Below are 24692 nucleotides of genomic sequence, written 5' to 3'. Positions count from 1 at the left end.
GCGCCAGCGTCCCCTCCTTGGTAAGGAGGGGAGTGTGAGGGTCGGCTAGGTAGCTGGGTTGGGGTCGAAGCGGTAGCCCAACCCGTACACCATTCGAATATAATTCGGCGCGCCCGCCTCGGTCAGCTTGCGCTTGAGGTTTTTGACGTGGGCGTAGACTTTTTCGTACGTATCGAACTGCTCGGCCACGTCGCCGGAGAGGTGCTCGGCGATGGCGCCTTTGGTGATAACGCGGCCCTGGTTGGCCAGCAGCAACAGCAGCAAATCGAATTCCGTGCGGGTGAGGGTGAGGGGCTGGGCGGCTACGCTGGCGCGGCGGGCCGATACGTCCACGCTCAATAGGCCCACCTGCAGCAGGTTGGTGCCCTGGTAGTGGCGGCGGCGTACCAGCGCAGCAATGCGGGCGCTGAGCTCGGGCAGGTAGAAGGGCTTGGGCAGGTAGTCGTCGGCGCCCAGCTCCAGGCCGGTGATGCGGTCATCCACGGCGGCGCGGGCGCTGGTGATAATGACGCCGGCCGCCTTCTGGTGGCGCTGCAGCTCGCGCAGCAAATCGAGGCCGTCGCCGCCGGGCAGGGTTAGGTCGAGCACGATGCACTCGTAGTCGTGCAGCAGCATTTTCTCCTGGGCTTGGTCGTAGGTGGTGGCCACTTCGCACACGTAGTGCTGCGCCTGCAGGTAGCTCACCACGCTGGCCAGCAGCTCGGGTTCGTCTTCGACGAGAAGCAGTTTCATGCCGGAGTGGGAAGGGAGTTAAATAAGGACCGGCAAGGTAGCAGCATTTGCCCGGGGCGGGCCGCGGCTCTCCGCAGCTCAATTTTTCCGCAAACGATTTTTTGAGCAAAGCGGGCATTATTCTAAATGTATTCTAAATCGACGGGCACCTTCGCCATCCAATTCTCACAATCATTCCCACCTCACCACTACTTCCATGAACGCACGCCTACCTTACCTGAACTGGACCAAAGGCGCCGGGCTGCTGCTGGCCGCGCAACTGGTCGTTGGGCCGGCGCCCGCGGCTACGGCAGCCATGAGCGCCACGGCGCTGGAGCACCCCGCCGCCCGCCGCCCCCTCACCGGCCGCATCCTCGACGGCACCGACCAATCGCCGCTGGCCTTCGCCTCGGTGGCCGTGAAAGGCACCAACCGCGGCACCACCACCGATGCCAACGGCGCCTTCACGCTCGACGTGGAAGACGGTGACGTGCTGGTGGTATCCTACGTAGGCTACGAACTGCGCGAAATCGAGGTGCCCGCCGGCGCTACCACGCTCAACGTACCCATGAAAACCACCACCCACACCATCGCCGACGTGATAGTAGTGGGCAACCGGGCTTCCGAAGCCCGCACCAACGTGGACCTGCCCGTGCCCGTGGACGTGCTCACGGCCAAGGAAATCACCAAAACCGGCCAGACCGAACTGGGCCAGATGATTCACTTCACGGCCCCTTCCTTTAACTCTACTAAGCACGCCATCAGCAACGTGACGAGCTACGTGGACCCGGCCACCCTGCGCGGCCTCGGCCCCGACCAGACGCTGGTGCTCGTAAACGGCAAGCGCCGCCACCAGTCCTCGGCCCTGAACGTGAACAACGTGGTGGGCCGCGGCTCGGTGGGCACCGACCTGAACGCCATTCCCACGGCCGCCATCGAGCGGGTGGAGATTCTGCGCGACGGCGCAGCCGCCCAGTACGGCTCCGACGCCATTGCGGGCATCGTAAACATTGTGCTCAAGAAAAACCCGCGCGGCGGCGTGGTCACCGGCAACTACGGCATCACCCAGAAGGGCGACGGCGCTACTTATGATACAGGCATCAACTTCGGCCTGCCCGTGGGCAAGCGCGACGGCTTCCTGAACCTCACGGCCCAAGGCCACCACAACGACCCCACCGACCGCTCGGGCAACTACACCGGCCGCGTGTACAACTCTAACCAGCGCAAAGACGACTCGCTGGTGGCCGTGAAAGGCTTCAACCGCGACGTGACCACCTACGGCACGGCCAAAAACACCATGGGCCAGTTTTTCTACAACGGCGAGGTGGCCCTGGGCGAAAAATGGCGCCTGTATTCCTTCGGCGGGTATTCCTACAAGGACATGACGGCCTACGGCTTCTTCCGCAACCCCAGCAACAAGGCGCGCGCAGTGCTCTCGCTGTTCCCGAACGGCTACAACCCCGTGTTTCCGGCCACGGTGCAGGACGTGGCCTCTACGGTGGGCGTGCGCAGCAAAACGGCGGGCGGCTGGAACGTGGATTTGAGCGCCGGCTTCGGCCAGAACGTCATCAAGACCTACGCCAACCACACGGTAAACCCCTCGTACGGCAGCAATTCGCCCACCAGTTTCTACACCGGTACCAACAAATTCGGCCAGGTCCTGGCCGATGTGAACGTGTCGAAATCCTTTGAGGTAAGCGGCCTGAAATCGCTGAGCTTGGCTTACGGCAGCGAGTTCCGCGTGGAGCAGTACCAGCTGCTGGCCGGCGACGAAGCTTCCTGGAAAAAGGGCACGGTGAACCCCGGCGTGGCCGACGTGGGCAGCAGCGGCCGCGAAGGCATCGGGGCGGCCAACGCCGTGAAGCGCACCCGCAACAACGTGGGCGTGTACGTGGACGTGCTCAGCGACATTAGCGACAAATTCCTGGTGGGCGTGGCCGGCCGCTTCGAAAACTACTCCGATTTCGGGGCCAACGTGAGCGGCAAGGTCTCGACCCGCTACAAGTTCACGGAGCTGTTTTCGGTGCGTGGCTCCATCAACCGCGGCTTCCGAGCCCCGTCGATGCACCAGCTCTACTACTCTAACTACGCCGACGCTCAGTGGCTGACTCTCAACGGCGTGTTTGACTCCTACCCCATCGCCCACCTGCGCAACGACAACCCCTACGTGCAGCAGCTGGGCGTAGGCAAGCTCAAGGCCGAAACCACGCTCGACTACAACCTCGGCCTGACAGCCCAGGTCACGCCCGACCTCGTGTTCACGGCCGACGCCTACCAGATTGACATCACCGACCGGGTGGTGATTTCGGGCCAGCTCGACGCCACCAAGCCGGCCCTGGCGCCCACGTTTGCCGGCTCCGGCTTTGCCCAGGTACAGTTCTTCTCCAACGCCCTGGATACCCGCACCCGCGGCCTCGACGTGGTGGCCAGCTACCGCAAGCGCATGGACCGCGACCAGGAAGCGGGCCTGAACCTGGCCATGGCCCTGAACGAAACCAAGGTACAGGGCGAAGTACGCAGCCCCGCCAAGCTCTCCAGCCTGGGCACCCCGCTGGTGGACCGCGTGATGATTGGGCTGATTGAGAAGGCCCAGCCGCGCTCTAAGTTCATCGGCTCGGCCAACTACCGCTACAAGAAAATTGAAGGCCTCGTGCGCGCCACCCGCTTCGGCGAAGTAACCGCCATCCAGACCACGCCCGAGTTGGACCAGACGTTCTCCGCCAAAATCATCACCGACGCTTCGGTTACCTACGGCTTCACGCCGCGCATCGGCCTCACGCTCGGCGCCAACAACCTGTTCAACGTGTACCCCGACCAGATTGCGTTCCCCCAGCTCACGGCCTCGGGCCAAACGCCCTACACGCGCTTCACCTCGCAGTTCGGCTTCATGGGCGCGTATTACTTCACGTCCCTGCGCTTAAGCTTCTAGTAGCTGCTTGAGCTAACGGCTGAACACTAGCCGATGAAAAAAGAACGTCATGCTGAGCTTGTCGAAGCATCTCTACCACGAGAGTAAATCATTCGCTGCAACGAATGAGGCAAATAACTCGCAGTGGTCTGGTTGGTGAGCATCCCCGCAAAGAAGCGGTAGAGATGCTTCGACAAGCTCAGCATGACGTTCTTTTTGGCATAGAGTCATTTTTGGCTTAACAACGCCTTAGCGGCACCCTTTCTACCCTCCCACACCCAAATCCCACCCACGTCATGCTCGCACTTGCTGGCTTTGCCATGATTCTCACCTTCATGGTGCTGATTATGACGAACCGTCTTTCGGCCATCACGGCGCTCCTGCTGGTGCCGGTGGCGTTTGCGGTGGCCACCGGCTTCGGCGCCACGATGGGGCCGATGATGCTCGACGGCATCAAGAACATTGCCCCTACCGGCATCATGCTGGTGTTTGCCATCCTGTACTTTGGGCTGATGACGGACGCGGGGCTGTTCGACCCGGTAATCAACCGCATTCAGCGCGTGGCCCACGGCGACCCGCTCAAAATCATTGTGGGCACGGCCTTGCTGGCTCTGCTAGTATCGCTGGACGGCGACGGTGCCACTACCTACATCATCGTGGTCACGGCCATGCTGCCGCTATACCGGCGCCTGGGCATCAACCCGCTGATACTAACATGCATGAACATGCTGGTGGGCGGCGTGATGAACATCCTGCCCTGGGGCGGCCCCACGGCCCGCGCCATGAGCGCGCTGCACCTCGACAGCACCCAGCTCTTCAACCCCCTGATTCCGGCTATGGGCGCGGGGCTGGTGTGGGTGTTTTACGTGGCCTGGCGCTTCGGGCAGCAGGAGCGCAAGCGCCTGGGCCTGCACCAGGCCGCCGCTTCCGATTCCAAAAAGAAAACCGCTGTGCTGGGCCTGGCGGCGGGCCTGCCCACCCCAGTGGGCGAGCCCGCCGAAGCCCTGGACCTGACGCTTTCGCCCGAGGAAAAAGCCCTGCGCCGGCCCCGCCTGCTGTGGATAAATGCCCTGCTCACCATTGGGCTGATGGTGGCGCTGGTACGCGAGCTGCTGCCGCTGCCGGTGCTGTTTATGCTGGCGTTTGCGCTGGCCGCGGTGCTCAACTACCCCAACCTGAGCCAGCAGCGGCAGCGGTTTGCGGCCCACGCCAGCAACGCGCTGTCGGTGGCGGCGATGGTGTTTGCGGCGGGCATTTTCACGGGCATTCTCAGCGGCACCCACATGGTCGATGCCATGGCCCAGACGTTTGTCCAGCTGGTGCCCGCTGAGCTGGGGCCGCACTTCCCGGTGCTGACCGGGGTGGTGAGTGCGCCGCTCACGTTCTTTATGTCGAACGACGCGTTTTACTTCGGTATCCTGCCGTTTTTTACCAAAGCGGCCGCCCAATTCGGGATACCGGCCGCTACCATGGGCAAGGCCTCGCTGGTGGGGCAGCCAGTGCACCTGCTCAGCCCGTTGGTGCCGAGCACCTACCTGCTGGTGGGGCTGGCCGGCGTCGAATTTGCGGCTCACCAGCGCTTCACGCTGAAATGGGCCTGCGGTACGGTTCTGGTAATGCTGATAACTTCGCTGCTGCTGGGCATCATCTCCTGGTAGCCGGCCAAGTTCAGTTGCGCCCCTGAACAATATTTGTCGGTGGCTTTTTAAGCCTTTACCTCCTCTGTGAGGTAGCCGGCCCCCGTCTCTACCTGTTGCCCATGAACCAATACATCCAGCAAATTCTTGACAACCCGATGGCCTCGGCGGCCATTGTGGGCAACCTGGTCATCATCGAAAGCCTGCTGTCGGTGGATAATGCCGCGGTGCTGGCCACCATGGTGGGCGACCTGCCCCGCGAGCAGCGCCAGAAGGCCTTGCGCTACGGCATCATCGGGGCCTACGTGTTTCGGGGGGTCTGCATCGTGTTTGCCTCCTTCCTCATCAAGTTCTGGTTTCTGAAACCCCTCGGCGGCCTGTACCTGCTGTACCTGGTGTACGACCATTTCAAGGCCCGCCCTTCCCACGACGATGAAACCGTAGACAAGGAAAAAAGCTGGATTTACAAGCGCACACTGGGCTTGTTCGGCAAGTTCTGGGCGACCGTGGCCCTGATTGAGCTGATGGATTTGGCCTTTTCCATCGACAACGTGTTTGCCGTGGTCGCCTTCACCAACAACCTGATACTGGTAGTGGTGGGCGTGTTTATCGGCATTCTGGCCATGCGGCTGGTGGCGCAGGCGTTCGTGCTGCTCATGGGCCGCTACCCGTTTCTGGAAACCGCCGCTTTCGTGGTTATCGGCATTCTGGGGCTGAAGCTAATGCTTTCGCTGGTGGCCCACTTCCTGCCGGGCCACCCGCTGAGCGAGGCGCTGGAAAGCGAAACCGCCGATGTGGCCCTCACCGTGCTTACGGTGGCCGTGTTCCTGGTACCGTGGGCGACGTCGATGCTGTTCAACGTGCCCCAGCGGCCCGGCGGCAACCGCGCCGCCGAGGCCAAAGAAGCTGAAAAAGCCAAAGCTGCTTAACGCGCAGCTACAGCCCATAAAGCCGGTAAAAAAAACGGTCATGCTGAGCGCAGTCGAAGCATCTCTACCGCGGAAGTAATCTATTTACTATTGCAGTAGAGATGCTTCGGCTGCGCTCAGCATGACCGTTCAGAATGTATCCTAACCAGCCCTACGCCGGCTGCAGTTCCTTTAAGTGCACCAGCATGTCCTGGGTCATCTTGTCGAGGTCGAACTCCGGCTGCCAGCCCCAATCCTGACGGGCCTTCGAATCGTCGATGCTAGCGGGCCAGGAGTTGGCGATTTGCTGGCGGCCGTCGGGCTTGTAGGTTACCTGGAAATCGGGGATGTGCTTCTGTATGCTGGCCGTGATTTCGGCCGGCGAGAAGCTCATGGCGCCTAGGTTGTAGCTGGTGCGCACCTTGATTTGGTCGGCCGGGGCGTGCATCAAATCCAAGGTGGCCTTGAGCGCGTCGGGCATGTACATCATCGGCAGGTAGGTGTCTTCTTCGAGGAAGCACTCGTAGTTCTCGCCGGCAATGGCCTTGTGATAGATGTCGACGGCGTAGTCGGTGGTGCCGCCGCCGGGCAGGCTCTTGTAGCCGATGAGGCCGGGGTAGCGCAGGCTGCGTACATCGAGGCCGTGCTTGCGGTGGTACCACTCGCACCACTGCTCGCCGGCCAGCTTACTGATGCCGTACACCGTATTGGGGTTCATGATGGTGACCTGCGGCGTGTTTTCGCGCGGCGTGTCGGGGCCAAATACGGCAATGGAACTGGGCCAGTACACCTGGGCCACGCCGTGGGCCACGGCGGCTTCGAGCACGATGAGCAGGCCGTCCATATTGAGCTGCCAGCCGAACAGCGGATTCTTTTCTGCCGTGGCCGAAAGCAGCGCGGCCAGGTGATAAATCTGCTTGGGGCGGTACTGGCGGATGAGCTTGTCGAGGCGCGAGCGGTCGAGTACGTCGAGCAGCTCGAAGGGGCCGCCGGCGAGCATGTCGGGATTTTTCGGGGGCCGCACGTCGGCCGCTACCACGAGGTTGGGGGCGTAGCGCTGGCGCAGGGCGGCCACCAGCTCCAGGCCGAGCTGGCCGCAGGCGCCAATTACCAGCACGGAGCCGGGTAAAACAGTGGTTTCGGTGTCGCCGGGAGTGGAGGACATGCTAGGAAGTGGTGGGGTGGGACGGTGGGATTGATTCTGGGCTGCAAAGATACCGGGACGGCCGTGGCCCGCGCGCCATCGGCTGCGTCCGGCTCTACGGTATCTTTGGCGGCATGTTTACACAGAATGCTTTGCTTCGCTTGGGCCTCGGCGTGCTGCTGTGCTTGAGCGGAGCCGCCGCGCGGGCCCAGGCCCCGGCCCCGCGCTACCGCAACCTGGTGATGGAAGGCGGCGGCATCCGCGGCATTGCCTACGGCGGTGCGCTGCAGGAGCTCGAAACCCAAGGCCTGCTGCGCGGCATCGAGCGGGTGGGCGGCACCTCGGCGGGGGCCATTCAAGCGGCGCTGCTGGCGGTGGGCTATTCGGCCAGCGAAATTATTGAGGTGGTAAACGCCACGCCCGTGCAGCGGCTCAACGACGGCCGCTTCATCTTTTTCGGAGGCAGCCACCGGCTGGTGAAGCAGTACGGCTGGTACCGCGGCGATGAATTCGCCACCTACCTCAGTGAACTGGTGGCCCGCAAAACCAAGCAGCCCAACCTCACCCTCGGCGAGCTGCACCACCTAGCCCAACAACAGCCCACTCGCTTCCGCGACCTCTACACCACCGGCACCAACCTCACCACCCAGCGCGTGCAGGTGTTCAGCTACGAAACCACGCCCACTATGCGGGTGGCCGATGCCGTGCGCATCAGCATGAGCATCCCGCTGTATTTCCGGGCGGTGCTGCTCGATGCCCAGAACCACGTGATTACGGGCACTCCCGCACCGGGCCAGCCCGTGCAGGTACTGGTAGATGGCGGCTTGCTGGCTAACTACCCCATCGATTTGTTTGACAAGCCGCGCTACCTGCCCGCTGGGGCCACCGGCGAGCCCGATACGCGCGGCAACGTCTTCAACCCCGAAACCCTGGGCCTGCGCCTCGACCGCGCCGAGCAGATTCCGCTCGACACCGCGGCGGCCGGCCGCCAGCAGCTCGCGCCCTACGACATCCAGGATTTTAACACCTACATGGGCGCCCTCTACACGGTGGCCCTCGAAAACCTCAACCCCATCCAGCCCGCCGATTGGAAGCGTACGGTGAGCATCAATTTTCTGGGTTTCAGCCCCAAAATCAAGCGGGTTTCCAATGCCCAGAAGCAGCAGCTGATGGACAGCGGCCGGCAAGGCGTGCAGGCGTTTCTGGCCCGGCAGCCCAAATAGAAAGGTCTGCAACTTATGATTTACTGGTTGCTCACACCTTTCATCCTATTGCTTTTGGCGTGGCCTTATATGCTTTTTCTGGAAGCAAGAAGGCTTGACACGCCTGTAAAAGCGTTTGCTTATCGGTTTGGCCGCGAGGATATTTCAATATTGCTGACGCTCCTGCTTTACAATGGAGCTGCGGCTTTTGCTCTATACATGGCCTTCACCAAGATTATCCCGCTCGAATCCGCTCAAGAGGGTGTATCCTTAAAGGTACAATTCGTCTTTTGCTTGATTGTCATGCCTTGGCTGGCAATAGCCTTTATTGTGAATCGTCTACACTATAGCTACTGGCGCCAGGACCGCCACACACGGCTTGAAGTCGACAAGCTACAGCAGCGGGTGGTGTATACGAACCAAGACCAACAGCTAACTTTCGCCGTGTCGGAGGTGGTGAGTATAGTGCAGTATTCTGCCCGGTACTACAGCCGGGCGCCCTGGAACGCGTATGAGTACGAGGTGTATACTTTACAGGACGGCACGGAGATTATCATCACATGCTTGCTTTATTATTCAACTAGTCCAACAGCGCTGTTTCCGGCCGCGCAGCGCGAAACGGTGCGACGCCGTATCTGCTGGCTGCCTAAAAGCCGCTCCTTGAACCATACTTCTTTAATTCAAAATTCTTAATTCCCACCAACTCATGTACGCCACCCTCCAGCCCGACCTCGAACAGCAGCTTCAGGAAATCAAGGATGCCGGCCTTTTCAAAAAGGAACGCATCATCACCTCGCCCCAAGGCGCCGAAATTGAAACCGACGAAGCCGGCGAGGTGCTGAACTTCTGCGCCAACAACTACCTGGGCTTGTCGTCGCACCCCGAGGTGATTAAAGCCGCCAAAGAAGCTATTGATTCGCACGGCTACGGCATGTCGTCGGTACGCTTTATCTGCGGCACGCAGGACATTCACAAACAGCTGGAAAAGAAGCTGGCCGAGTTTCTGGGCACCGAGGACACCATTCTCTACGCCGCCGCTTTCGACGCCAACGGCGGGGTGTTTGAGCCGCTGTTCAACGAGCAGGACGCCATTATTTCCGATGCGCTGAACCACGCCAGCATCATCGACGGCGTGCGCCTGTGCAAAGCCCAGCGCTACCGCTACCAGCACAACGACATGGCCGACCTGGAAAAGCAGCTCCAGGACGCCCAGGCCAAGGGCACGCGCCACCGCATCATCGTCACCGACGGCTCATTTTCCATGGACGGCACCATCGCGCAGCTCGATAAAATCTGCGACCTCGCCGACAAGTACCAGGCCCTGGTAATGGTGGACGAATGCCACTCCTCGGGCTTCCTGGGCAAGACCGGCCGCGGCACCCACGAACTGCGCGACGTGATGGGCCGTATCGACATCATCACCGGCACGCTGGGCAAGGCGCTGGGCGGCGCCATGGGCGGCTTCACCTCGGGCCGCAAGGAAATCATCGATATGCTGCGCCAGCGCAGCCGGCCGTACCTGTTTTCCAACACGCTGGCCCCTGCCATCGTGGGTGCTTCGCTGCGCGTGCTGGAGCTGCTCACCGAAAGCACCCAGCTGCGCGACCAGTTGGAGGAAAATACCCAGTACTTCCGCGAGAAGATGACCGAAGCCGGTTTCGACATCCGGCCCGGCCAGCACCCCATTGTGCCCGTCATGCTCTACGACGCCAAGCTGGCCCAGGAATTCGCCGCTAAAATGCTCGACAAGGGTATTTACGTTGTGGGCTTCTACTACCCCGTGGTACCGCAGGGCCAGGCCCGCATCCGGGTGCAGCTCAGCGCCGGCCACACCCGCGCGCATCTGGACAAGGCCATTGCGGCCTTTATAGAAGTGGGCAAAGAGCTGGGCACGCTCAAGGAGCCGGGCGCCGCGCAGTCGGCCATGGGCCAGGTAGTGACGAACACGCCGTGAGGTGATGTAGCGCGGAATGTGTAGTCCGCGTTGGCGCGAACAATACGCGGACTACAGAGTCCCTTCCGGGCACGGCCGCGCTACATAAAAACACCCGCGGACCATCTGGTCCGCGGGTGTTTTTATTGCTGGGGTTAGGGGCTGCTTACGCGGCCCGGAAGCCGGTGGCTTGGCGCAGGGTGCGCTCGTTGCCAGTGGCCGGGTCGGCATAGGAATGGTCGCTGACTTCTACCGACAGGCGCTTGCCAATGAGCTGCTTGGTATCGAGGCTTTTGCCTTCTTCGGGCTTGATGCCCACCGCCGAGTAGAGCTGCAGAATGATGGGGTGGCCGGCTTCCGAATTATAAAAGCGCTGGCTCACGAAACCGTCCTCGTTTTCCATGCGGGCCGCGAAGAAGGGCACTTGCTGGTGCTCGCTGATGCCTTCTTCGATGTCGGTAATCTCGACCGTGTGGCGGCCGTCGGGCAGAAACCCTTTGTCCTGTCCTTTTGCAACTTCGATTTTCATAACGCTAACTTTATTAGAATGAATAAACTAACTTTTTTAGTTTAAACGAGCCAGGAGCGTCAGGGTTGTGCAAATACGCCGTCGCTTTTAGCAACAGCATGAATTGCAGTGTTCAACAATCTAAATCGCGGGGCGAATCAGGCGGCCGCTTCAGCGGATAAGGCGGCTGGGGAGGAAGAAGCGCTGGGGGCTTTCAGCAGCCACTCGTTGAGCCGGATGCGTAGCTCGGCCGTGGCCAGGTTGCGGTACACTTCGCCGTGGTACACGAGGCTCATGGCGCCGGTTTCTTCGCTTACAACCAACACCACGGCGTCGGTGACTTCGCTCAGGCCGATGGCAGCGCGGTGGCGCAGGCCGAGCGAGGCGGGCACGTCGGGGTTCTCGCTTACTGGCAGAATGCAGCGGGCAGCCAGCAGGCGGCCGTTGGCCACAATCACGGCGCCGTCGTGCAGGGGGCTGGTTTTATTAAAGATGGAAAGCAGCAGGCGCTTGCTGATTTCGGCATCGAGGCGGTCGCCGGATTCGGCAAAAGCCGTCAGGTCCGATGCCTGGGCGAAGCAGATGAGGGCGCCCGTGTACTTATTCGACAAACTTTTGGCCGCCTCCACGAACGGGCCCACCGACATGGGCTCCACTTCCAGCGAGCGGCCCCGGGCCCAGCCGCGCACCCGCTCCAGGGTCGTGGCCTTGCCCACGCTCAGCAAAAACCGCCGGATTTCCTGCTGAAACAAAATGATGCTGGCCAGCACGCCCACGCTCATAAACTGGCCCAGAATCTTGGTGAGCAGCTCCATGCCCGTGGCTTTCACCACCAGGTACAGCAGGTAGAAAGACACCAGGCCCAGGGCTACGTTCAGCGCCACCGAGCCGCGCAACAGCTTGTATAGCTGGTACAACAGCACCGTTACCAAAAGCACATCGGCCGCGTCAATCCAGCCAAAATGCAGGAAGTTGATGGGGAAAGGGCCGGACATGGAGTGGGGCTGAAAGAGGAAGCGGAAGACAAAGCACCGCCAACAAAAGAGACGCGCTAACGCGCGGCCGTTGCACGGCTAGCTTTCCATTTCTCAAATTACGGCCTTTATTCCGCCATTGAAAAGGTATTGGCAAATAATTGTATGGTTTGACGAGCTTCGGGCACGTCGTGGGCGCGCAAGAGCCGGGCGCCGCCCTGCAGGGCCACCATGTGCAGGGCCGTGGTGCCGTTGAGCGCGGCCTCGGGGCCCAGGCCCAGCGGGCCGTACACCATCTTTTTGCGCGACAGCCCGGCCAGCACAGGCAGGCCCAGCACGTGCAGCTCGGGCAGGCGGCGCAGCAGCTCGTGGTTTTGGGCCGCGTTTTTGGCAAAGCCGAAGCCGGGGTCGAGCAGCACGTCGACCGCGCCGGCGTGGCGCAGGGCGGCCAGGCGGTCGCGGAAGTAGCGCAGCAGCGTGAGCACCAGGTCGTCCTCGTAATGGGTGAGGTGGGCCATGGTTTGGGGCGTGCCGCGCAGGTGCATCAGCACGTAGGGCACGCGCAGCTGGCCCACGGTGGCAAACATGGTGGGGTCGAGCAGGCCCCCGCCCACGTCGTTTACCAGGTCGGCCCCAGCGGCCACGGCGGCTTGGGCTACCCGGGCCCGAAACGTATCAACGGAGAGAAAGGCGTGGGGAAACGCGCGGCGCAGCAGCTGTAGCGCCGGGAGCAAGCGCTGCGTTTCTTCCGCTTCCGGGATGTCTTCGGCGCCGGGGCGGGTGCTGTAGGCGCCCAGGTCCAGCACGGCCGCGCCAGCAGCGAGCATGGCTTCGGCACGGGCCAGCAGGTCGCGTTCGGACGACACCCGGCTGCCGGCAAAAAACGAATCGGGCGTGAGGTTGAGGATGCCCATCACCTGCGGCTGGCGCAGGCTGAGCACGCGGCCGTGGGGCGAAAGCAGCGTGGCGGGGGCGGGGAACAAAGTATCTTGCACGTTGTAGGGGCGGGGCTCGCCCCCGCCTGGCTGGTGAAACGCCCCGAAAGGTACTCGCCGGCCTAAAGAAACTTTCCGCAACCCCGTTCAACGACGGGCGGGGGCAAGCCCCGCCCCTACTCTGTGCCCGACCTGTCCACTCCCGAACACTACGACCTGCTGCTGGCCCGCTGCCGCACCTTATTCCTAGCCAAAACCCACGACTACGGCACGGCTTGGCGCATTCTCCGCCTGCCCTCGGTGACGGACCAGATTTTTATCAAGGCCAACCGCATTCGCACCATTCAGGAAACCGGCGTGCAGCTCGTGGCCGACGACGTGAACGAGGAGTTTGTGGCCATCATCAACTACTGCCTCATTGCCCTGATGCAGCTGCACTTGCCGCCCGACACCCCGCTCGACATGAGCCTGGAAGCCGTGGCCGTCGCCTACGACCACGAAGCCGCCGAAAACCGCCGCCTGCTGCTGGCCAAAAACCACGACTACGGCGAGGCCTGGCGCCAGATGCGCGTGGCCAGCATCACCGACCTGATTCTGATGAAGCTGCACCGCGTAAAGCAGCTCGAGGACATCGGCGGCGATGCCTGGGTGAGCGAAAGCGTGGAAGGCAGCTACCGCGACATGCTAAACTACGCCGTGTTTGCGTTGATTTTGCGCGGAGAAAAGTAGCCCACCCAGCAGAACAACCACTCCCCTCCTTAGCAAGGAGGGGATGTTCGAACCAACGGCGAGAACGGGGGTGGTTGGAGTCGTTGCACGATAGGCGAACGATTCCAGCCCAACTCGTTCTACTATCGTGCAACGATTCAACCACCCCAGCTGGCGCGTCGCGCCAGCGTCCCCTCCTTGGTAAGGAGGGGAGCTTATTGGGCTATGATTCTGTTTCTGCCCAACCCAGGGCGTTGCCTGGCCGTTTGCCACGGGCTTACTTTGTCTTATGTCAATACCCAGCTCCATTACCGCAACTGCTCCTGCACCCCACCCCTTGCGCACGGTCACCCGGGTGTCGTGGTTTTTGCTGGGAGCCTTGTTCATTTTCTCCGGCCTCATCAAGCTGAACGACCCGGTGGGCACGGCCTACAAGCTGGAGGAATACTTTGAGGTGTTTGCCGCCGACTTTGGCTCGTTCTTCCTCTTTTTTAAGAGCAGCGCCCGCACGCTTTCCATCATTCTGTGCTCTTTGGAGGTGATTCTGGGCGTGGCGCTGCTCCTGCGCTGGCACCTGCGCATTACGCTGTGGCTACTGTTTGGCCTGCTGCTGTTCTTCACCTTTCTCACCTTCTACTCGGCGGCTTTCAATAAGGTGACCGACTGCGGCTGCTTCGGCGATTTTATCAAGCTCTCGCCCTGGACTTCGTTTATCAAAGACCTGTTTTTGATGGCGCTGTGGGGCATTGTGTTTTTCCATCAGCGGTTTTTGCGCCACGCCTTTGTACAGGGCACCACGGGCGTCATGGTCATGACCTTCGCCTCGGCCATTGCCATCGGCATTGGGGTGCGGGCCCTGGGCCACTTGCCGTATTTCGACTTTCTGCCCTATAAAGTGGGCAACGACATCGGCAAGTTGATGAAGCCCAGCGAGCCAATCCGCTACAAGTACATCATGGAGAAAAACGGGAAAACCCAGGAGTTCACCACCTACCCCGATTCCACCTGGACCTACAAGAGCATGGTGGCCCTCAACCCCGAAGCCGCGCCCAAAATCACCGATTTCCGGGTGTGGAACGACGAAGGCGACTACACCCCCGAGCTGCTGCGCGGCAACAAGCTGGTGCTCGTGGTGCAGAACACCGACAAAACCGACCGCGACCGCTACGAACAAATCAACAAGCTGTTTGAAGACGCCAAGCAGTCGCGCCGCAACATCACGCCGCTCATCATCACGAGCAGCAGCCCCGAAGAGTTCGACGTGTTCCGCCACAACGCCAACTTCGCCGTGCCCTTCTACTACGCCGATGCCACGGTGCTCAAATCCATAATTCGCTCCAACCCCGGCTTTGTCCTGCTGAAAGACGGCGTGGTGAAGGGCAAGTACCACTACCACGACATCCCGAGCATCGGGAAGGTGGAGGAGAAGCTGCAGTAAGTAAAAAGAACGTTATGCTGAGCTGGTCGAAGCATCTCGCGGGCAGCAATAACTCAATCGTTCAACGAGGCGAGCGAAATGCCTCGGCTGCGCTCGGCATGACGTTCTTTGTTTAATACGCCTGTTCCTTCCCAATTAATGCTCTCTTTTATCCTCCGTCGCTTGGCCCAGGGCCTGCTGGTCCTTGTGGGCGTGGCGTGCACGGTGTTTCTGCTGTTCAATGTGCTGCCCGGCGACCCGGCCGCCCTGCTGGCTGGCCAACGCACCGACCTGGCCACCAAAGCCGCCATCACCGCCGACCTCGGCCTCGACCAGCCCCTGCCCACCCGCCTGGCGGGCTACCTCAACGACGTGTCGCCGCTCGGGCTGCACCCGCGCGATTCGGCCGGCCAGGCCCGCTACGGGGGCGTGGCGCTGCTGCCGCTGGGCAGCCGGGTCCTGGTGCTGAAAAAGCCGTACCTGCGCCGCTCCTTCCAAAGCAATAAGGATGTGCTGCGCATCCTGCTCGACTACTTCCCCGGCACCATGTGGCTGGCGCTGGCGGCCATGGTCATTGCCAGCATCGGGGGCGTGGCATTTGGCGTGGCGGCGGCGCTGCGGCCCCACTCGGCGCTGGACCGCTCGCTGGTCACCACGTCGGTGCTGGGCATCTCGGTGCCGTCGTTTGTGGCGGCCATTGCCATTGCCGTCACGTTTGGCTTCTACTGGAGCCGCTGGACCGGCCTGAGCCTCACCGGGCAGCTCTACGAAACCGACCCCTTCACAGGCGAACGCCACCTGGTGCTGCGCAACCTGCTGCTGCCGGCCATTGCGCTGGGCATCCGGCCGCTGGCCATCATCACGCAGCTTACCCGCTCGAGCATGCTCGACGTGTTGAGCCAGGACTACATCCGCACGGCCCGGGCCAAGGGCCTAAGCAAAACGGCCACCGTGCTGCACCACGCCCTGCGCAATGCCCTCAACCCCGTGGTGACGGCTGTATCCGGCTGGCTCGCTTCGCTCATGGCGGGCGCGTTTTTCATCGAATACATCTTCAACTGGAAAGGCCTGGGCACCGTGACGCTACGTGCAGTAGAAAACCTGGACTTCCCGGTAGTAATGGGCGCCACGCTGTTTGTGGCCGCCCTATTTGTGTTGATAAACATCGTGGTAGACGTGCTCTACGCCGTGCTCGACCCCCGGGTAAAGCTCAGCTAGTCATTTATCAATTAACACTTAACAGTTGTTCTGATGGCGCCAAGATGCGCGGCAGTGAGCTTTCGAGTGTTAACTGATAAATGTTAATTGTTAAATGAAAAAATGAAGCTTTACCTCATTGGCATGCCGGGCTCGGGCAAAACCACGTTGGGCCGCGCCCTGGCCGCTCACTACGCGCTGCCCTTTCTGGACCTCGATGCCGAAATCGTGGCCCGGGCCGGGCAGGTGATTCCGGCCATTTTCCTGCAGCACGGCGAAGCCCATTTCCGGCAGCTGGAAGCTGATGTGCTGCGCGAAATAGCGGCTCGGCCGGGGCCACTGGTGCTGGCCACCGGCGGCGGCACGCCCTGCTTCCACAACAACCTGGCGGTGCTCAACGCCGCCGGAATCACGCTGTGGCTGGATGTGTCGGTGGATACCCTGGCTGCCCGCCTGGCCGCCGCGGCCGAAACCGCCAGCCGCCCCCTGCTGGCCACCGCGGGCCCCACCGAAGCGTGGCTCCGCAAAACCCTGGACGCGCGAAAGCAGTTTTACGAGCAGGCCCGGCTGCGCTGCACCGAAGCTGCCTGCTCGGCCTCTGCCGTCGCGGCCCAATTCGCAACAGCGGGGGTTGCTTTACCTCCGGCATAAGAATTGCCGCGGGAAGCGTAATTTTGTTAATTCCTATAGTTCGAAGTTCGCTACCCTTATGCAACCAGTATCCACCAAAGAACCAGCTGCTACGCCTGCCCAACCCACCGCCACGGCCCCCGTGCGGCCCAAGCACAAAGGCTCAGCCCAACTGTTCCAGAACCCGGTATTGGAGCGGCTTTCGCATACCCACATTGCCCTGCCGGTGGGCATTTTTGTGCTGACTGCGGTGATGAGCCTGTACTACGGCCTGACCCACGGCTTCATGTCGGGCGCCTCGGCGCTGGGGCTGTTTTTGGTGGGCTTGTTCGCATTCACCTACGCTGAATACGCGGTGCACCGCTACCTCTATCACATTCCGGCCACCACGCCGGGCCGGGCCAAGTTTCAGTACACCTTCCACGGCGTGCACCACGAGTATCCCAAGGACAAGACGCGCCTGGCCATGCCGCCCATCGTCACGGTGTTTGTGGCCTCGCTGCTGTTTTTCATCTTCCGGCTCAGCTTTGGGTCTTATGCGTTTGGCCTGCTGTCGGGCTTCACGTTTGGCTACGCCATGTACCTGTTCGTGCACTACGCCATCCACGCGTACTCGCCCCCCAAGAACTTCCTGAAAGTGTGGTGGACGCACCACAGCCAGCACCACTACCGGCAAGATGAGGTGGCGTTTGGCGTATCCAGCACGCTCTGGGACCACATCATCGGCACCATGCCCAGCAAGAAAGCCAGCTAGCTTTTATTGAGCTGATAAGCAACCAAAAAAGGCGGCCCTGTTCTGGGGGCCGCCTTTTTTTATGATGATATCCAAACGTCCGATTAACTCCGTGGGCCGCGCATCTTGCTCACGATAAACCACAGCAGCGCGATGACGATGAACACGGCAATGATGCCCGTGTACGCGCCAGCCTTGAAGATGCTGCCGATGGCTTCGCAACCGGTGAGCGAGGTAGCCAACACGCAGAGAAACAGGAACAGGGAATAGCGGGAAAGAGTCATGGCTGAGAAAGGAAGGGAGTGAAAGAAGTGCCAGCAGCATTAGCACCGCTGAATATTTGCTAATACTGAGGCAGCGGCAAAAAGGTTGAGTTCGAGCACCTAGCACCGGCTCAACGGTGGCTGGGCTGACTGGCCGCCTGCCTTCGCGGCGTGCACAGCAAGTAGCTGGCGTTTGCAGGGGCTACCGATACAAACGAAGAAGAAAACAAATTGAGCTAAAGGTCGGCTTACCAGCTGCCGCTGGCGCCGCCGCCGCCGCTGCTGCCGCCGCCAAAGCCGCCGAAGCCCCCACCGCCTCCACCACCAAAACCGCCGCCTCCGCCACCGCCGAAGCCGCCCCCGCCGAAGATAATGGGCGGCACAAAGCCCCCACCAAAGCCACGGTTGCCGCGCCCGCCCCGGCCACCGCCGCGGTTACGCAGCATGATGAACACCAGCACCAGAATACCGATGATGAGCCAGAAAGGGGGGCCGGAGCCCCCGCCGCTGCGCCCGCCTTGCTGCTCCATGTCGGCTGGGTCGGCCTTGTACTCGCCTTTGGCCAGGGCAATGAGCTGGTCGGTGGCACGGTTGAGCCCGGCGTAGTATTGGTTCTGGCGAAAAGCCGGCACCAGCGTGTTGCTGATGATGCGCTTGGCAAGGGCATCGGGCACGGCGCCTTCCAGGCCGTAGCCGGTTTGGATGCGGGCCAGATGCTCCTGCTTCGCCACCAGGATGAGGATGCCGTTGTTGGTGCCTTTCTGGCCGATGCCCCAGCTTTCGTAGAGCTTCTGGGCGTAGTCGGCAATGTCGTCGCCGTCGAGGTCGGGCACGGTCACCACCGCGATTTGCGAGGACGTGCTGTCGTTGTAGGCCACCAGTTTCTGCTCCAGCGCCTCGGCTTCGCCGGGCTGCATCAGGTTGGCCAAGTCGTTCACCAGGCGCGGCGGGTTGGGCCGCGGCGGAATGGCCTGGGCCGATACCCAAGCGGGCAGGAGCCACAGCAGCGCCAGTAAGAGCAACCCGGCCCGGTGCGCCCGGCCAGCCCACGCGCTGGCTCCCGAGCGAAGTGGCTTTAACAACTGGGCGTCAGCCACAGGATTTTTCATGCGTCGGAAGACGGTTTAGAACCGCCAAAAGAAATGGAATCGTCCAGCTCGTTCTGGTCGGTGGTGGCGTTGTAGGGAAAGTAGCGCTTAAGCTGCTCGCCCACCATGGTGATGCCGCGCTCGAGGCCCAGCACGTACCGCTCGTGCCGGAATTGCTCCAGCACGGCCTCTTTGGTGGTTTCCCAAAAATCATCGGGCACGGCCGCGTTGATGGCCGCATCGCCGATGACGGCAAACTGCCGGCTTTCCCAGGCCAGGTAAAACAGCACCCCGTTGCGGGCGGCGGTTTTGTGCATGTCGAGCTCAGCAAACACCTGGGCGGCCCGGTCGAGGGGCTCGGGCGTGGGGCAGGTGTCTTCCAGGTGCACCCGGATTTCGCCCGAAGTCATCACCTCGGCTTTGCGAATGGCCGCCACCAAGGCCGCGTCCTGCTCGGGGGTAAGGGGAGATGTCATGTTTGAATGAAGAATGAGGAATGAAGCGTGATGAATTAAGAAGAGGCTAGTTGAGCCAATTCTCCATTCATCACGCTTCATTCCTCATTGAGACTAGAACTGAACGACAGGTGCCTTGCTGGCAGCCGGGTCGGCCTCGAAGTACGGCTTGGGCTGGAAGCCGAACATGCCCGCAAACAGGTTGTTCGGGAACGAGCGGGTGAACGTGTTGTAGTCGTTGGTGACGGCGTTGAACTTGTTTCGCTCCACGTTGATGCGGTTTTCGGTGCCTTCAATCTGGGCCTGCAGCTCCTGGAAGTTGGCGTTGGCTTTCAGGTCGGGGTAGTTTTCCGACACGGCCAGCAAGCGGCCGAGGCCCGCCGAAACCTGGCTTTGGGCTGCCTGGAACTTCTGGATGTTTTCGGGCGTGAGGTCGTTGGGGTTCAGCTGCACGCTGGTGGCCTTGGCCCGGGCCTCGATAACGGCCGTGAGCGTGCCCTGCTCAAATTTGGCGGCGCCCTTCACCGTATTCACCAGGTTGCCGATGAGGTCGTTGCGGCGCTGGTAGGCGCTTTGCACGTTGCCGGCCTGGGCTTTCACGGCTTGGTCGCGCTGCACCATGCCGTTGTAGCCGCACGATGACTGGGTGAGCAACAGGGCCAGGCCCGCGAAATAAAGAAGAAAGCGTTTCATGGTGGTACTAAGGTGAAAGAGAAAGTGGTAAGAGGATGGTTTATTAGCAGCGGCAAAACTTGCCGTTGCTGGGCCGGTTTGGGTGCCGGCTCGGCGCAAAGTACGCAGCTTGGCCCTAGTAGTTGTAGCTTGCTTCGTAGCTGGGCTTGCCTCAACCATAACTCTTCGCGCTTCCCCGTCTGAAATGAAAGCAGTAATTCCCGTTGCCGGCATTGGCTCGCGCCTGCGCCCCCACACCCACACCCAGCCCAAAAGCCTGGTGCCGGTGGCCGGTAACACCATTCTGGGCCACATCATCGACCGCCTGCAGGGCGCGGGGCTCACCGAGTTTGTGTTCATCGTGGGCTATCTGGGTGATAAAATCGTGCGCTACGTGCGCCGCCACTACCCCAACCTGCAGGCCACTTTTGTGGTGCAGGAGCCCCGCGAGGGCCTCGGCCACGCCCTGTGGCTGGCCCGCGAGGAGTTTCGCCACGACCCCGACGGCGTGCTCATCCTGCTCGGCGACACCATCGTGGACGTGGACCTGCCCGCCCTGCTCGCCACGCCCGGCTCGGTATTGGCCGTGAAGGAAGTGAAGACGCCCAGCATGTTTGGGCTGGTGGAAACCGGCGCCGGCGGCCGCGTGAGCAAGGTGGTCGAAAAACCGAAGATTCCGAAGTCGAACTACGCCATGGTGGGCCTCTACAAGCTGGCCTACCCCGAGAAGCTGGCCCAGGCCCTGGAGTGGCTGCACGATACCGACGTGCGCACCCACGGCGAGCTGCAACTCACCGACGCGCTGATGCACCTCATCGAGGAAGGCGAGGCGATGACGACCTGCCCGGTCGACAACTGGTTTGACTGCGGCCGCAAGGAAACCCTGCTCGAAGCCAACGCCCGCCTGCTCAACCGGCCCGAGTTCCTGGAAGACCGCGACTACTCCGAATTTCCCGACACCGTAATCATTCCACCGGTCAGCATTGGGCGCGGCTGCCAGATTTCGCATTCCATCATCGGGCCTAACGTGGCCATTGGCGACAAAACCATCATCAAGAGCACCATCCTTAGCGACTCAATTATCGGGTCGTATTCGGAGTTGAGCTCGGCGGTGCTGCACGACTGCATCGTGGGTTCCGACGCTTCGTTCCGGGGCATGAACCACTCCCTGAACATCGGGGACAATACCGAGATTGATTATAGCTAAGTGCGACGGTAGTGGGCGGCCCTTTCGTACTTTTCGGTCTCCAACTTCTTTCGTTGCGTATGATGTTCCGCCGTTTGCTATTTGCCTGCGCTGCCGCGCTGCCCCTGCTGGCCTCGGCCCAAACGCCCCTGGGCCAGCCTTCCATCGACGAGGCAAAGGTCCAAATCTGGTGCGCCACCGTGCGCTTTGTGTATGACGACGCCGGCCGGCCCAACCTCAAAAGCACGGTGCGCTGCGAAGGCGCCAACCTCGACGCGCTGGCCGCCAGTATCCGGCCCGACAGCCTGCGCGTGTACAGCCTGCTTTATCAGCCCATTGAGGGCCGGGGCAGCATTTATCAGGGCAAGAAAGACAACCCGGCCCGGCTCGCGGCCCTGGCCAAAGCCATTATCGGCAAGCTGAAAGCCTCGCCGGCGCGCCGGCGTGACCCGGCCCGCATGGTCCGCGTGGCCGCCCTCGAAACCGCCCTGACCAACTACGTGGTGAGCGGCACCCCACCCGGCGATGTGCCCGAGGCCATGACGCCCCAGGCCCCCGATACCACGGCCAGCGCCGGCGCCTCCATGGGCGCAGCCGAAGCCGCCGAAGCTCAAGTAGCCGCCGAACGCGCCGCCGGGGCGGGTACCCCCTCGGCCGCGCTGCCCGCCACGGGGCCGGGCAGCCTGCTCAACCGCTTTGCTGCGCCCCTGGCGCTCATTCTGGGCATTCTGAGTTTGGTGCTCTACATCATGTTGCGCGTCACGCTGGGCCAGTGGCGCCGCCAGCAGCGCCGCGAAACCCTCACGGCCAAGCAAGCCGCCACCGCCGCCCAGGCTGCAGCCGCCGAAACCAACGCCGCCGTGGCTGACTCCGTAGCCCGGGTGAAGCGAGCCGAAGCGCTGGTGCTGGCCGCCGCGCCCGACCCCAACGCGCCCACTGCCACTTCTACTGCCACCGCCAACCTTTCGCCGGCCCAGCGCCTGGAAGTAGAACGCTTGGTGAGCCAGCGCGTAGACGAGGAGCTGCGCTGGCTGCGGGCCAACCTGCCGGAACTTATCGCGGCCGCCGTAGCGCAGCCTGTGGGGGCCGATGACCGGGCGCCCACTACCCCGGCGCCGGCCACGGCCGGCTCCACCGGGCCCGTTGCCGATGACGTTCAATTAGATTAACTTACGTTGGTCTAACCGACAAGGTCCCGAGGCCGCTGCTAGCCCGCCTCGGGCATCATTTATTCTTGTTTCTTATGAAAGCTGCCATTCCCCTGTTTGCCGCGTTGGCAGCTTTGGCAGCCTGCCGGGCCACCACGGGGCTCGACCGCAACACGCTCCCCAGCAAACGGGCCCTTACCGAAATGACCAGCCCCGAAAAAGGCGAGCCCAGCCGCCTCGACGGCCTCGCCCTCATCGTTCCGCCCCCCGTGAAATACCCCGCAACCCGCAAAGCCGACGTGGCCGACACCTACTTCGGCACCGTCGTACCCGACCCCTACCGCTGGCTCGAAGACCTCGACTCGCCCGAAACCAAGGCCTGGGTCACGGCCCAGAACGAAGTCACGTTTGCCTACCTGAGCCAGATTCCGTTCCGGGACAAAATCCGGGAACGGCTTACCAAAATCTGGAACTACGAGCGCTACGGCGTACCCGGGCAGGTGGGCCAGGACCTGGTGTTCAGCAAGAACGACGGCCTGCAAAACCAGGCCGTGCTCTACCGCCAGCGCGGCCCCGGCGAGCCCCAGGTACTGCTCGACCCCAATAAGTTCTCGGCCGATGGCACCACGGCGCTGGCCAGCACCGAGTTCAGCAACGACCACCGCTACCTGGCCTACGCCACCAGCAGCGGCGGCTCCGACTGGAACAAGGTGCGCATCCTGGACCTGACCACCAACCAACTGCTGCCCGAGGAATTGAGCTGGGTAAAAGTATCGAGCACCTCCTGGACCAAGAAGGGCTTCTACTACAGCCGCTACGATGCGCCCAAAGCCGGCGAAAACGACCTAGCCGGCATGAACGAGTACCACAAGGTGTACTTCCACCAGCTCAACACGCCGCAGAGCGCCGACCGGCTGGTGTACGAAAACCCGAAAATGCCCCTGGGCTTCCGCATCGCCAGCGCCACCGAAGACGAGCGGTTTTTGAGCCTCTACCTCACCGATGGCAAGTCGGACGGCAACCGCCTGCAGGTGCGCGACCTCACCGACCCCAAACAGGCCGCTACCTGGACCACGCTCATTGCTTCCTACGAGTTCAATAACACCGTCGTCGGCAACGTGGGCGGCGAGGTGCTGGTGCACACCAACTACAAGGCCCCGCGCTACCGCGTGGTGCGCATCGACCCCAAAAAACCGCAGGAAGCCAACTGGCACGACGTGCTGCCCGAAGGCCCCAACAAGCTGGAGAGCGTGAGCCAGGTGGGCGGCCACCTCATTGCCGATTACCTGCACGATGCCAGCTCGCAGGTGAAGGTGTATTCGGAGTTGGGCCAGTTTCAGCACGAGGTGCAGCTGCCGGCCATTGGCACGGCCAGCGGCTTTGGGGGCCGGCGCACCGATAAGGTGGTATACTACGCCTTCACGTCGTTTACCTACCCCACCACCATTTACAAGTACGACCTGGCCACCAACACCAGCACCGTGTTTCGGGCCCCGAAAGTGGACGTGAACCCGCAGGACTACGTGACCACGCAGGTGTTTTACCCGAGCAAAGACGGCACGAAAATCCCCATGTTCATCGTGCACCGCAAAGGTGTGGCGCTGACCGGCAAGAACCCCACCTACCTCTACGCCTACGGCGGCTTCAACGTGTCGCTCACGCCGGGCTTCTCGGTGGCGCGCCTGCTGTGGCTGGAAAATGGCGGCGTACTGGCCATTCCCAACCTGCGCGGCGGCGGCGAGTACGGCGAGGCCTGGCATCAGGCCGGCATGACCCCACACAAGCAGAACGTGTTCGACGACTTCATTGCCGCCGCCGAGTACCTGAAAGACAATAAGTACACCGACTACGACCACCTGGCCATTGCGGGCGGCTCCAACGGCGGCCTGCTGGTGGGCGCCACCATGAACCAGCGCCCCGACCTGTGCCGGGTGGCCCTGCCCGCCGTGGGCGTGATGGACATGCTGCGCTACCAGAAGTTCACCATTGGCTGGAACTGGGCGCCCGAGTACGGCACCTCCGACAATCCAGCTCAATTTCAGAACCTGCTGGCCTTTTCGCCCCTGCACAACCTCCGACCCGGCACCAGCTACCCCGCCACGCTCATCACCACCGCCGACCACGACGACCGGGTGGTGCCCGCGCACTCCTTCAAGTTTGCCGCGGCCCTGCAAGCCGCCAACGACGGCCCCAACCCCACCCTCATCCGCGTGGACGTGAACGCCGGCCACGGCGCCGGCAAAAGCACCAAGCTGCAGATTGACGAGTGGGCCGACGTGTGGAGCTTCTGCTACGCCAACATGGGCGTGACACCCACGCTGCAGTAGCTCCGGGC

General features: G+C 62.0%; 23 protein-coding genes. 14 read left to right on the top strand and 9 right to left on the bottom strand.

Features of this window, described 5'->3' with window-relative positions; translation table 11 throughout:
• Positions 1–45: 45 nt before the first annotated feature.
• The gene (locus tag AUC43_RS06075) at positions 46–732 is read right to left on the bottom strand and encodes a response regulator transcription factor (protein WP_068191034.1); all 687 of its coding nucleotides are present in this window, start codon (positions 730–732) and stop codon (positions 46–48) included.
• A gap of 196 nt (positions 733–928) precedes the next feature.
• On the opposite strand from AUC43_RS06075, the gene AUC43_RS06070 reads away from it, so the two are divergent.
• The 3 genes from AUC43_RS06070 to AUC43_RS06060 all read left to right on the top strand — a co-directional run bounded on the left by AUC43_RS06070 (position 929) and on the right by AUC43_RS06060 (position 6185).
• Complete coding sequence (locus tag AUC43_RS06070; RefSeq protein WP_068191032.1) at positions 929–3640, top strand: TonB-dependent receptor; 2712 nt, start codon at positions 929–931, stop codon at positions 3638–3640.
• Between the two features lie 275 nt (positions 3641–3915).
• Positions 3916–5277 (top strand): CitMHS family transporter, encoded by a 1362-nt coding sequence (locus AUC43_RS06065; RefSeq protein WP_068191030.1) that lies wholly within the window; start codon positions 3916–3918, stop codon positions 5275–5277.
• Between the two features lie 101 nt (positions 5278–5378).
• Entirely contained in the window at positions 5379–6185 is an 807-nt protein-coding gene (locus AUC43_RS06060; protein ID WP_068191029.1) for a DUF475 domain-containing protein, read from the top strand.
• Positions 6186–6336: 151 nt separating this feature from the next.
• On the opposite strand, the gene AUC43_RS06055 is transcribed toward AUC43_RS06060, so the two are convergent.
• Positions 6337–7329, bottom strand: coding sequence for an NAD-dependent epimerase/dehydratase family protein (locus tag AUC43_RS06055; protein ID WP_068191026.1), 993 nt, complete (start codon positions 7327–7329; stop codon positions 6337–6339).
• A gap of 113 nt (positions 7330–7442) precedes the next feature.
• Here AUC43_RS06055 and AUC43_RS06050 point away from each other — a divergent pair, with 113 nt between their 5' ends.
• The 3 genes from AUC43_RS06050 to kbl are packed head-to-tail and all read left to right on the top strand — an operon-like array spanning position 7443 to position 10464.
• A complete protein-coding gene (locus AUC43_RS06050; RefSeq protein ID WP_082684943.1) occupies positions 7443–8531 on the top strand; it encodes a patatin-like phospholipase family protein in 1089 nt (362 codons plus the stop codon).
• A 15-nt stretch (positions 8532–8546) separates the two neighbouring features.
• Positions 8547–9203: a PH domain-containing protein gene (locus tag AUC43_RS06045; RefSeq protein ID WP_068191021.1), complete on the top strand. Its 657-nt coding sequence runs from the start codon at positions 8547–8549 to the stop codon at positions 9201–9203.
• A 13-nt stretch (positions 9204–9216) separates the two neighbouring features.
• Entirely contained in the window at positions 9217–10464 is a 1248-nt protein-coding gene (kbl, locus tag AUC43_RS06040) for a glycine C-acetyltransferase (protein ID WP_068191018.1), read from the top strand.
• 145 nt (positions 10465–10609) lie between these two features.
• Here the strand turns inward: kbl and AUC43_RS06035 are convergent, their stop codons facing one another.
• The 3 genes from AUC43_RS06035 to folP all read right to left on the bottom strand — a co-directional run bounded on the left by AUC43_RS06035 (position 10610) and on the right by folP (position 12920).
• Complete coding sequence (locus tag AUC43_RS06035; protein ID WP_068191016.1) at positions 10610–10972, bottom strand: hypothetical protein; 363 nt, start codon at positions 10970–10972, stop codon at positions 10610–10612.
• 137 nt (positions 10973–11109) lie between these two features.
• The gene (gene cdaA / locus AUC43_RS06030; protein ID WP_068191014.1) at positions 11110–11946 is read right to left on the bottom strand and encodes a diadenylate cyclase CdaA; all 837 of its coding nucleotides are present in this window, start codon (positions 11944–11946) and stop codon (positions 11110–11112) included.
• A gap of 107 nt (positions 11947–12053) precedes the next feature.
• A complete protein-coding gene (folP, locus tag AUC43_RS06025; RefSeq protein WP_233254120.1) occupies positions 12054–12920 on the bottom strand; it encodes a dihydropteroate synthase in 867 nt (288 codons plus the stop codon).
• A 123-nt stretch (positions 12921–13043) separates the two neighbouring features.
• Between folP and AUC43_RS06020 the strand changes: the two genes are divergently transcribed.
• From AUC43_RS06020 to AUC43_RS06000, 5 genes are all read left to right on the top strand, one after another.
• Positions 13044–13589 carry a DUF1599 domain-containing protein gene (locus AUC43_RS06020; protein WP_233254119.1) on the top strand — a complete coding sequence of 182 codons (546 nt, stop codon included), beginning with the start codon at positions 13044–13046 and terminating at the stop codon, positions 13587–13589.
• Between the two features lie 268 nt (positions 13590–13857).
• Positions 13858–15006, top strand: coding sequence for a BT_3928 family protein (locus tag AUC43_RS06015; RefSeq protein ID WP_233254118.1), 1149 nt, complete (start codon positions 13858–13860; stop codon positions 15004–15006).
• A gap of 138 nt (positions 15007–15144) precedes the next feature.
• Positions 15145–16203 carry an ABC transporter permease gene (locus AUC43_RS06010; RefSeq protein WP_068191007.1) on the top strand — a complete coding sequence of 353 codons (1059 nt, stop codon included), beginning with the start codon at positions 15145–15147 and terminating at the stop codon, positions 16201–16203.
• Positions 16204–16305: 102 nt separating this feature from the next.
• Positions 16306–16833 carry a shikimate kinase gene (locus tag AUC43_RS06005; RefSeq protein WP_068191005.1) on the top strand — a complete coding sequence of 176 codons (528 nt, stop codon included), beginning with the start codon at positions 16306–16308 and terminating at the stop codon, positions 16831–16833.
• Positions 16834–16891: 58 nt separating this feature from the next.
• Positions 16892–17566, top strand: a complete 675-nt coding sequence (locus AUC43_RS06000; protein WP_082684942.1) for a sterol desaturase family protein — start codon at positions 16892–16894, stop codon at positions 17564–17566.
• An 83-nt stretch (positions 17567–17649) separates the two neighbouring features.
• Here the strand turns inward: AUC43_RS06000 and AUC43_RS05995 are convergent, their stop codons facing one another.
• From AUC43_RS05995 to AUC43_RS05980, 4 genes are all read right to left on the bottom strand, one after another.
• A complete protein-coding gene (locus AUC43_RS05995) occupies positions 17650–17829 on the bottom strand; it encodes a hypothetical protein (protein ID WP_068191003.1) in 180 nt (59 codons plus the stop codon).
• A gap of 227 nt (positions 17830–18056) precedes the next feature.
• Positions 18057–18917, bottom strand: a complete 861-nt coding sequence (locus AUC43_RS05990) for a TPM domain-containing protein (protein WP_082684941.1) — start codon at positions 18915–18917, stop codon at positions 18057–18059.
• Positions 18914–19372: a TPM domain-containing protein gene (locus tag AUC43_RS05985; RefSeq protein WP_068191001.1), complete on the bottom strand. Its 459-nt coding sequence runs from the start codon at positions 19370–19372 to the stop codon at positions 18914–18916. Before AUC43_RS05985 ends, AUC43_RS05990 begins: the two co-directional genes overlap by 4 nt.
• A gap of 93 nt (positions 19373–19465) precedes the next feature.
• On the bottom strand, positions 19466–20044 hold the full coding sequence (locus AUC43_RS05980; protein ID WP_068190999.1) for a LemA family protein: 579 nt from the start codon (positions 20042–20044) through the stop codon (positions 19466–19468).
• Between the two features lie 184 nt (positions 20045–20228).
• Here AUC43_RS05980 and AUC43_RS05975 point away from each other — a divergent pair, with 184 nt between their 5' ends.
• The 3 genes from AUC43_RS05975 to AUC43_RS05965 all read left to right on the top strand — a co-directional run bounded on the left by AUC43_RS05975 (position 20229) and on the right by AUC43_RS05965 (position 24684).
• Positions 20229–21230 (top strand): sugar phosphate nucleotidyltransferase, encoded by a 1002-nt coding sequence (locus AUC43_RS05975; protein WP_068190997.1) that lies wholly within the window; start codon positions 20229–20231, stop codon positions 21228–21230.
• Positions 21231–21289: 59 nt separating this feature from the next.
• The gene (locus AUC43_RS05970; RefSeq protein WP_068190996.1) at positions 21290–22378 is read left to right on the top strand and encodes a hypothetical protein; all 1089 of its coding nucleotides are present in this window, start codon (positions 21290–21292) and stop codon (positions 22376–22378) included.
• A 74-nt stretch (positions 22379–22452) separates the two neighbouring features.
• Complete coding sequence (locus tag AUC43_RS05965) at positions 22453–24684, top strand: prolyl oligopeptidase family serine peptidase (protein ID WP_082684940.1); 2232 nt, start codon at positions 22453–22455, stop codon at positions 24682–24684.
• The last annotated feature ends 8 nt before the right edge of the window (positions 24685–24692 follow it).

The sequence above is a fragment of the Hymenobacter sedentarius genome (assembly GCF_001507645.1).
Classification (GTDB): domain Bacteria; phylum Bacteroidota; class Bacteroidia; order Cytophagales; family Hymenobacteraceae; genus Hymenobacter; species Hymenobacter sedentarius.
This window is presented reverse-complemented; position numbering and strand designations above follow the sequence as displayed.